This is a genomic window from Vibrio sp. 10N.222.48.A3 (assembly GCF_041475345.1).
In the GTDB taxonomy this organism is placed as follows: domain Bacteria; phylum Pseudomonadota; class Gammaproteobacteria; order Enterobacterales; family Vibrionaceae; genus Vibrio; species Vibrio tasmaniensis_A.
This window is the reverse complement of sequence record NZ_JBFRVX010000226.1, coordinates 1-9506: the sequence shown is the minus strand read 5'-3', so window position 1 is coordinate 9506 and position 9506 is coordinate 1. Positions and strand designations below refer to the sequence as shown.

Here is a 9506-nt window from a genome sequence, read left to right as displayed (position 1 = left end):
GGACAACACCACCCAGTACGGCTGTTGGGACAGTCCATTTGTTTAGTGGGATTTTGAATACTTTGAAAATCGTAATACAAAGCGCCGCGTAGGTCATTATCAGCAGTAAATCCATTACTTAGCCTCCTGATCTTGAACGTTGTTTGTCTGTTTCTCTGTGCTGTTTTGCTCAGTGCCCGCTTGCTTTAGCTGTGCGATTTCGTTCTGAAGTGCACTCACTTGGTCGATGAGAGTGTCGACTCGGTGATGAATATCATGTTGTTCTTCTTCAAGCTTAGCGAAGCCCCAGCCACGATCTTTGCGCCACAACGTAGCCCAAATCCAAAGGAACGGCCAAATAGTGTGTAAAGTGAATAGGCTAACCCAGCCTGAGACATGAATAGCATCTTGATGAGGGTGATTGCGTTCTTTCGCAATTTCATAGGGAATATCGTGAATAACGATGATGCCGTAAAAGATAACTAATGCTACGAAAATCAGTAGACCGAGTGCAAAGTAGTCTAAAAACATAACAGATCCTTGTAATGTTAGATGTTAGTTACAAATATACTACGCTATCATCCAAGTAATTGTTATAAAAATGATTTACCAATCTGAAAATAATATGTTGCTGCTAATAATGAGAATAAAATCACTGATGGATCTTATAAAACCCAATTGAACTTGAATAGGTTATTTCGGATTTCTTGCTGACAAGATGACAGTTCTGATTCAAACGATGCGCATAGCCATAATCATAACAACAATAAATAAAGGATAAATGCGGATGTATATAGGTGAATTAGCGGCCATTGGCGCTGCGATGGTGTGGGCATGTGCGACATGGATCTATGGGCAATTTGGACATCGCTTCTCTGCGATGCAGTTGAACATTGTTAAGGGGGTTGTAGCCTCTGGCATGATGCTGTTGGTCATGCCGTTAATACCAATGCCTGAATTCGAACTGAGTGCTAACCATTTTGGGATCTTGGCGATCTCGGGAGTCATTGGTATCGCAGTTGGTGACAGTGCTTATTTTGCGGCATTAAAAAGAATTGGTGCCAATAAGACCTTGTTGCTGGAATCTCTGGCTCCACCTCTTTCTGGTGTTTTGGCATTAATGTTTCTTGGCGCGGCACTCACTTTGCAAAGTTGGCTCGGTGTTGTGATAACAACCTTAGCGGTGACCTTTGTGGTCTTTCAGCCGTCGAAATCAGCGAACGGTAATGATATTTCTAATGACAAAGCACTGTGGGGTGGCATTGGATATGGGCTTATGGCAAGTGTTTGTCAGGCGTCGGGTGTGGTGATTTCCCACTACGCATTGGTGGCGGGTGACATTCCACCATTGTTAGGTGCTTTGATTCGCCTGACGATTGGCGTGTTTGCCGTAATGCTGATTATCCCTTTCGTTGAAAAGAAGCCGTACTCGTCGATAAAAAGAGATTTATGGGCAATGACCAAGCTCGATAAACTTTGGTTATTAGGGGCAATCTTTGTCGGGACGTTTCTCGCTCTATGGCTTCAGCAAGTGGCGCTGAAAAATGCTAACCCTGCGATTGCTCAAACATTAATAGCGACCAGCCCGGTCTTTATTTTGGTGATTTATGCGATTAGAGGAGAGAAGGTGTCAAAGCAAAGTATCATCGGGACACTTGCCGCATTAGGTGGAATCTCTTTGTTCTTTTATCAATAAGAGGCGGGCTTAGCTACAAAGCTACAGACCTACAGAACTAAAGACCCACAGACAGACGTGTTACTACTCTGTACACACTTGATTACGGCCGTTGGCTTTAGCTCGGTATAGGGCTTTGTCTGCACGATAGAAGGTACGCTGAGTATTTTCTCCATCGCGATGCAAAGTGATACCGATACTAACGGTTAAACCGCGCTCGCCGAGTATTTCATGCCACCCAAATTGGAAGATACGCTCTCGATAATTTTCAGAGTGCATTTCTGCTTTCGCAAGGTCAGTATTCTCAAGGATGACAAGGAACTCTTCTCCGCCAAACCTGACACATGACGCGCCTCTAAACTTAAAGTATGAACGCAGTTCTTGAGAAACGCTGACGATCGCTTTATCACCCACTAAGTGGCTCAGTTCATCATTGATTGACTTAAAGTGGTCGATATCGATAACCATTAATGCGAAAGGCGTTTCGTGTAGCAGTAGATCTTTCAGTTTCACATCTAACCAGCGACGGTTGTGTAACCCGGTCAGTGGATCGGTGAAAACATCTTGTTGTAGCTGAGCAACTGTATTTTTATGTTGCTCTGTTGTCTCTTTTAGCTCTTTGTTCTCTTGTTCGGAGAGAATGAGTTTAAGTTGTAATTCAAACCGTGATAGACGGCGCAGTTGGCTTGCACCAAGTTCGCTGATCGGGATCTGCTTCATCAGATCCGTTTCAATTCGGTAGCCTTTCTTCTCGTAGCTCAGCGCTTCTTCAAAACGACCTTGATTCAAACATACATCACTTAGAGAATCATAGAAGTGCTTCGCAAGCACAGGCGACGAGCCGGGCTTCACACGTTTGTGGGTGCTCGACAAGATCATACTTGCATAGTCTTGCTTTCCGGTCGCACTCAAGCAATGTGCTAACTCTAGACGAGTCATGGTCGCGAGCCAACTTGCTTGAGTACTGTTGGCTGGATATTGAATTTTTGACAGACAACGAAGCGCTTCATGGTGCTTTTTCTTAGCACGGAGCACTTTTGCTTGATACAACAGTATCTGAGCTGTGAGTAGCTTATCACTCACTAAAATGCTCAGTTCTTCGCATTCGTTCAGTAAGTCGCTGGCCGCCGTTATTCGGTTGAGCAGTAGCAGACTTGCTACCATATAAAGCTTGAATTTCAGACGAAGTGATCGACTGCTTATCGCGTGATCTATGCTATTGATTTTTTGGTAGTAGCGAAGAGCTCTGCTGTGGTCTCCGTAAGCGTCACACAGGTTCCCCATACCTAAGATAGCCATTACATATTCATCGATATGTCCGTGCTCAACGGCGATTGTCGATGAGCTGACGAATTCATTCAGTGCCGACGTGTAATCACCAATTTCAACCAAGCGATTACTTAAGCTGGTCTTTACAGTAAGAATATCTTCTATATCTGTAGGAAGGTGGAGTAGGTCGAGTGCCAGTTTTAACTCATCAATACTGGTTTGATTTTGTCGTAACTCGGCGCGGTACTCAGAGCTGATGATGTAACAGTGTGCTTGTTCTGTTTGTGTAGTCGAAACGTGTTGGCGAATATGATTCCAGAATATGATCGCCTCTTCACCCGATACCGATGAAGGATCTAGACCTGCATCTGTAATCTTGCTTAATAGGGTTTCCATCATTCTGTTACCTCAGCATCGTCTTCTTCTAGTTGTTCAAGAGTGAACGGGAACGTCAAAATATCGTTGAGGCTGACGGTCGGTCTCGAACCTTTTAATCCTTTTCTGTGCCATGGATAGATATCTAGCATGGTGGTCAGAGTTTTGAAGATCTGGTCAGCAGCTTCGTCTTTTTCGGAAAGCATAAGAGCCACACGTTCCGAACTTAGCCTTGCAATGAAGTCGTTCTGATTACACAAGGTATGTGCTATCTCGGTACAGACATCTAAGTAATCGGTATCGATGTGATGGAACATGATGATGCAGTGATTAGAGCGTTTAAGCTCCGTCTTAAATAGTACCAGTTTTTCCCACCAGAAGGTTTCGGAAACGACATAAGAGAGGTGCTTTTCCGGGTCGTGTTCGTGTTGACCTCGAATGCGGTTAATTAGCTTACGAGCTCTCTGTTCAAGCTGGCGTTTTGAACTGCGCGCTTTGTCTAAACCGACACGATTTGTTTGTTCTTTAAGCATGCCGGTAGAATATTGACGATACTTCTTAAAAGCGATCAATGCGGCTTCAAAATCTTGATTTTCTTCTGCGACTAAAGACTGTTGATAACAAATTTGGCTAAGCAGTTCGCCATTATCGAATTCGTTTGCTGACTCTTCTGCCAGCCTTAGCAACTCGGCGGCTTGTTCTGGCCTCTTTCTTAAGAGCTCCAGTCTAGCTCGACTGATGTAGGAATGCGCTTTCATCCATACAAGGTTGTGCTCTACTGCTAGCTTGTGCGCTTTGGCTGTGGCTCGTTCTGCATCATCCAAACGTTCAAGGCCAAGTAGGGCAAGGCCTCGAAAATCCCATACTTCAGCGTGCCAAGTATTATCTTTATATTCTTTTAGTGCTTCTTCTGCACCGTCGAGCACCGATAGCATTTCAACATAGTTGTTGAGCAGGTAGTAATCCCATGCGAGAAGTATTCTTGCTTTGCCTTCTAACCAACCAATGCGGCTGTTATTCGCTACTTTTACAGCGAGCTGGTGGGTAGAGCGTGCAAGTTTATATTCGTGAGTCATTCGCCAAATGTTGCCAAGGCCAATGAGGCATTCAATTTGAATCTCCACTTCATCAACCAGTGCAGATTGTTCTAATGCATTGATCCAGAACTGTTGGGCGGAGTAATACTTGGCTTGTCCCCAGAATTGGAGAGCGTGTAAGTGGAGAATTTCAGGGAGAAAATGATCGGTATCTAATCGGCTTTGGCGTTTGTAGGCTTCCTTGATGTATTTTAAACCTTTCTGGTAATCCATAAGGTTCCAACAACATCTCGCCATTAACATGAATGACTGGATAGCGCCCTCTTCAAACAGAACTTGCTCTGATCTGACTAGGCATTGTTGTGCAATCTCTAGGATCACCAATGGCTCAGAATCAACGCGAGTTTTGAGTTGTTCTAGTTCGGTTTCAAGAAGGTACTGATTTTTGTCCAAGGCTTAGATCCATAATTATCGAACATATTGATAACACAATCATTATAGGAGTGTGATTGATGATAAGCATCAATTATCTCTCGCTGAGCATAAAGGGGACACGTATCTTTTCCAATTTTGGGTGTTATCTCATGCTTTTGCTTTGAAATCAATGAGTTCTAGAGCGCTTGTCTAGATGGTAAATTTCTATGAAAGCAATTGCTTAAGAGTTAATGGCTGCTCTGTCACACCTAAGCGTTGTGCTGCCGTCAACCCTTGCTTATCTTGGTAGCACAGATTGTGCCAAGATCTAAATATGTCGAGTAATGGAAGAATGCCCCCAGGACGAAGTTTACGTCTTGGCTCATTGATGAAGCTATCAAATAACAACTGAAAACGTTGTTGATAGAACTTTGTTTGCTGAATTGAAGCTGTATTAAGCCACTGTTTTGGTTCTGGATTATTACCCGTTAGGTAGCAGATACCTTTTTGACTGTCACCTTGACTCGCGATAGCCCAACGATCGCGCCACCAACTCATATGAACGATGTCGATCTTTTCAAAATTTTGGTCATCTTGCCAACCTGAGTCTTCCTCTACATACATAAGGTCAACATTTTGACTCTGAATACGCGGCAAGCAAACGCTTAGAGCGGCAGATCTTAGTAATGGATCTTGTGGCATATAGATCGTGACATGCTTATTCTCATCACACATATCAAGCACGTGTAGGAAGTGAGCATAGGAAGTATAAGGCGGTCGAATTAGCGCGCCCTTCGAAGGGTAACTGAATGTCGTAAGGTTCCCCATTGGGTCCTCTACATTACCTCTCGCAAGAATTACTTGATATTGCTGCTCAATGCGCTCTTTCAGTTTGTCAGACGGCTGAGGAAGTTCGAGATTCGCTTCTGAAGAGTGCTCTTTAGACACAAAGCGTGCAACGTCATCATAAGGGTTGTGATCAGCACTTCCAGATGGTTCTTCATTTTGAGAGTAATTGACGTGTTGGCAAAGGATGTAGCCAGAGTGTGCCTCGCCAGTCGCTATCCATACCACACCATTGTTGCTTTTCGGTTGCAGGCGTTGGTAGTGAGAAGCGAATTCGTAATCTTTAGCATGGTTGACCCAACGAGCATCGATCATCGCTAACTTGCGACGACAGCGACTGGCGATATGGTCAACATGATCATAGAAAGTCTTTGGATTGATCTCTAACTTTCTACAAATTTCACGTACTGAATACCCCATGAACAATAAGCCCATGAGGTTCTCTTGAAACTGAAGTTTTTTGTTGGATCCTGACCACTTATCAACGAAGGTTGATTGGCAGTCTTTGCATCTGTAACGCTGCCTATCGCCACTGTAGCCGAAGGCATGATAAAGATGTTTGTGGGTATGAACCGATAAACCAAAGTTATCGCAATCATCATTACGACAAGCAGGGAGCCCGTCGCTGTGAAGTTGTCTTAGGCGATGAAGTTCGCTTAACACTTCACGATTGTTAAGTAAGGGGGGGAAAGCTCCACATTCACGACAAACCATCGCTGGACGCTTAGGGTTTGCGTGTTGCAAAACATACCGTTTTGCATCGCTCAAGCCAAAGTTGTCACACGCCAATGTTTTACAAAAGTTGAGTTGCAAACCATCCGCATCTTTTGGCAGCTTGTCGTTAGACACGATCTCCCCCTCGGGATTATTTGAGCAGCCAAGTGAGCTTGGCTGCGGGGTAACGCTTTTCAATGTATCTTATCAATTCGTTAGATGTTGATTGCAGTCTCTAGAGCAACTTTCATCATGTCGTTGAAAGATTTTTGACGATCTTCAGAGCTTAGTTTCTCACCACGGATGATGTGGTCAGATACTGTTAGGATAGTTAGAGCTTTAGCACCAAGATCCGCAGCAACACCGTAGATACCAGCTGCTTCCATATCAACACCAAGGATGCCTAGCTTTTCCATTTTTTCGAAAAGGTCAGCTTCTGGAGTGTAGAAAAGGTCTGCAGAGAATACGTTACCAACTTTAACTGGAACTTCTTGTGCACGTGCTTGGTTTACGGCTTCTTCTAGAAGACCGAAATCAGCGATTGCCGCGAAGTCATGGTTGTTGAAACGAATGCGGTTTACTTTTGAGTCAGTCGATGCACCCATACCGATAACAACGTCCATTAGTTTAACGTCATCACGTACCGCACCACAGCTACCTACGCGAATAACGTTCTTTACGCCGTACTCAGCAATTAGCTCATGTACATAGATGCAGCACGATGGAATACCCATACCGTGGCCCATTACAGAAACTTTCTTACCTTTGTAAGTGCCTGTGTAACCAAACATGTTGCGAACGTCACAAACTTGCTTCACGTCATCAAGGAATGTTTCTGCAATGTATTTTGCGCGAAGCGGGTCGCCTGGCATAAGTACAGTTTCTGCGAAATCACCAGCTTGAGCATTAATATGAGGTGTAGCCATGGTCGTTCTCCAAAGTTTTAACGGTAATTATAGGAACAGGGTTTTATTAATTACCGATTCTGTTGAATTGAATTCGTTTTGTTGAGGCAATATTAGCGAGTTAAAGCGAGGCTCCGTGAGATGTTTGTCACAAATTTGCTCTACCTTTAAAGTATTATTCATATGGATAACCAAATATGTTGAAAGTTTAGAGGCAATCGATTTTGTGTGGTTAAATTACGCTATGTCCAGAAGAAAAACGACAAATAAAGGCCTGTTGCATATCAGCTTGGAGCAACAATACGTTGTCGCGACGTTTGATCAGCGATAATCTAAACTTTGATAGAAAGACCAACCAAGGAATTGTATGTCGTACTGCGCTAACTCGACGCCTTTGCACTCAATGAGAACACAGATACGTAAGGTAGCTTTACCTCTAGTGAGGGTCACCATGCTTGTGGCAGCGATGGCTTCGTCGTGTGTGTCTGCGGCGACCTTTGTACTGCCTCCGGCTGAAAGCCGTATCGTCGGCAGAATACAGCAACACGAAGTGGCTGCTGGCGAAACGTTGGCTATCATTGCTAAGCAATACGATATTGGTTTTCTCTCTTTAATGGCGGCAAACAAAGGCGTTGATCCTTTTCTTCCTGCTGAAGGTTATGTGTTAAGTATCCCTAGCCGTTTGATTCTGCCGGATACGCCGAGAAAAGGCATTGTGATTAACCTTGCCGAGTTAAGGTTGTACTTCTTTGAACCTGAGAAAAATCAGGTGCACGTATTTCCTGTTGGCATCGGTCGAGTGGGGCGAGATACCCCAGAGATGATCACTAAGATAAGCCAAAAAAGACCCAATCCGACTTGGACGCCTCCAAACTCAATTCGTAAAGAGTATCTAGAGAAAGGGATTGAGCTACCAAAAGTGGTTCCTGCTGGGCCGGAAAACCCTCTTGGCGAGTATGCATTACGACTTGCTTATGGTGCAGGTGATTATCTGATACACGGCACCAATAAAGACTTTGGGATAGGCTTGCGAGTCAGCTCCGGCTGTATCCGCATGGAACCTAAAGATATTGAGTGGCTTTTTGAACAGGTTAGTCGTGGTGAGCAAGTCACAATAATCGATGAGCCTATCAAAGTATCTTTAGAGCCAGATAGGAGCGTGTTTGTTGAAGCTCACGAACCATTGACGCGAAGCGACGGCTCTAAGAAATTATTGCAAATCCCCGTTGAATTAAAATGGTGGCTTGAAGATGCAGATCTACCAAATTCAAAAGCGAAAGCGGTGATATTTGCTCAAAATGGCGTGCCTGTTGAGATAGCACCACCTGTGATTGAGTTCTAATTTGATTGCCTCTTCTGTAACAAGGGGCGTTTATTTTTGTCTACTTGAATTGATACCTTCTACTCGAATTAATGCCTTCTATTCGAATTAGTAACGCCCAAAAAAAGCACCACATCCGTTAAGAGGTGGTGCTGTCTATTTACTGCATTTTGCGACTGATTTAATCTACAGCTTAATCGCACTGAGCTCTCACACTATTTAGTGTAAGACTCTGCGATGTTGTCGATACGGTCGTTAGCACGATCCGCTTCTTCTTTTGCTGCCATAGCGGCTGCAGCTGCTTCTTGAGCTTTCATTTCAGCTGCCGCTTTATCGCCTTTAAGTGCTTCAACTTCACTGGTTAGCTCAGCAACTTGGTTAGTCAATTGATCCATTTGTGACATTGCAGCTTCTTCTGGCTCAGAAGAACAACCAGCTAAAATGAAAACTGAGGCTGCAGCTGCGATTAACGTCTTATTCATAAGAACTCCTTGCTTATTTATCATCAAAAGATGCGCTATACATTCTTTATCATATAGTCGCTTCATTAATGATTGTAGCGACTAATTTTTTAACTGCAAAAACAATAACTAGAGAAATTACTAAATTTTTGAGGTAATTAGCTGAGCGTCACGTTATGTCTCGTTTATGAGATGGAGGGGTGAGAGCCGGTTTTGATGTGTTTTGGAGAGTTATTTCTTTGCGAGCAATGCATACAATGTTCTAGCAAACGAGAGATAAAGGGATAAATTTTCTGTGATCTCTATCCTTATAAAGTACTTTCGCGGTATCATGTCACGTTAAATTAATTTTATTCAATACCATCATGACTGGAGAGTCCTTTGCACTTTAAAGATTTAGGCTTAGATAACCGCTTACTGAAGAACTTAAAACATTACGACTTCAAGAAGGCGACAGAGATCCAATCAAAAGCGATCCCTGTTGCTATTGCTGGTAAGGATCTATTGGCC

At 43.6% G+C, this 9506-nt stretch carries 8 protein-coding genes; 2 read left to right on the top strand and 6 right to left on the bottom strand.

The annotated features are described in order from the left end of the window. Positions 1–114: 114 nt before the first annotated feature. A complete protein-coding gene (locus tag AB4653_RS07750; RefSeq protein ID WP_009845835.1) occupies positions 115–510 on the bottom strand; it encodes a DUF3302 domain-containing protein in 396 nt (131 codons plus the stop codon). Positions 511–766: 256 nt separating this feature from the next. Between AB4653_RS07750 and AB4653_RS07745 the strand changes: the two genes are divergently transcribed. Beyond that, complete coding sequence (locus AB4653_RS07745; protein ID WP_009845834.1) at positions 767–1675, top strand: DMT family transporter; 909 nt, start codon at positions 767–769, stop codon at positions 1673–1675. A 63-nt stretch (positions 1676–1738) separates the two neighbouring features. Here the strand turns inward: AB4653_RS07745 and AB4653_RS07740 are convergent, their stop codons facing one another. The 4 genes from AB4653_RS07740 to deoD all read right to left on the bottom strand — a co-directional run bounded on the left by AB4653_RS07740 (position 1739) and on the right by deoD (position 7235). Then, the gene (locus tag AB4653_RS07740) at positions 1739–3319 is read right to left on the bottom strand and encodes a GGDEF domain-containing protein (RefSeq protein ID WP_009845833.1); all 1581 of its coding nucleotides are present in this window, start codon (positions 3317–3319) and stop codon (positions 1739–1741) included. After that, complete coding sequence (locus AB4653_RS07735; protein WP_009845832.1) at positions 3319–4788, bottom strand: hypothetical protein; 1470 nt, start codon at positions 4786–4788, stop codon at positions 3319–3321. Before AB4653_RS07735 ends, AB4653_RS07740 begins: the two co-directional genes overlap by 1 nt. A 186-nt stretch (positions 4789–4974) precedes the next feature. Further along, on the bottom strand, positions 4975–6444 hold the full coding sequence (locus AB4653_RS07730; RefSeq protein ID WP_009845831.1) for a transposase: 1470 nt from the start codon (positions 6442–6444) through the stop codon (positions 4975–4977). 80 nt (positions 6445–6524) lie between these two features. Then, positions 6525–7235: a purine-nucleoside phosphorylase gene (gene deoD, locus AB4653_RS07725; protein WP_004732072.1), complete on the bottom strand. Its 711-nt coding sequence runs from the start codon at positions 7233–7235 to the stop codon at positions 6525–6527. 346 nt (positions 7236–7581) lie between these two features. On the opposite strand from deoD, the gene AB4653_RS07720 reads away from it, so the two are divergent. After that, positions 7582–8556, top strand: a complete 975-nt coding sequence (locus AB4653_RS07720; RefSeq protein ID WP_032555087.1) for a L,D-transpeptidase family protein — start codon at positions 7582–7584, stop codon at positions 8554–8556. A gap of 194 nt (positions 8557–8750) precedes the next feature. On the opposite strand, the gene AB4653_RS07715 is transcribed toward AB4653_RS07720, so the two are convergent. Next, positions 8751–9017, bottom strand: a complete 267-nt coding sequence (locus AB4653_RS07715) for an Lpp/OprI family alanine-zipper lipoprotein (protein WP_009845829.1) — start codon at positions 9015–9017, stop codon at positions 8751–8753. Between the last annotated feature and the right edge of the window lie 489 nt (positions 9018–9506).

Bases quoted from the DNA above. Each gene is read 5' to 3' on its own strand.
- AB4653_RS07720 (WP_032555087.1), top strand. From the start codon at position 7,582: ATGTCGTACTGCGCTAACTCGACGCCTTTGCACTCAATGAGAACACAG.
- AB4653_RS07745 (WP_009845834.1), top strand. From the start codon at position 767: ATGTATATAGGTGAATTAGCGGCCATTGGCGCTGCGATGGTGTGGGCA.
- AB4653_RS07740 (WP_009845833.1), bottom strand. From the start codon at position 3,319: ATGGAAACCCTATTAAGCAAGATTACAGATGCAGGTCTAGATCCTTCA.
- AB4653_RS07750 (WP_009845835.1), bottom strand. From the start codon at position 510: ATGTTTTTAGACTACTTTGCACTCGGTCTACTGATTTTCGTAGCATTA.
- AB4653_RS07715 (WP_009845829.1), bottom strand. From the start codon at position 9,017: ATGAATAAGACGTTAATCGCAGCTGCAGCCTCAGTTTTCATTTTAGCT.
- deoD (WP_004732072.1), bottom strand. From the start codon at position 7,235: ATGGCTACACCTCATATTAATGCTCAAGCTGGTGATTTCGCAGAAACT.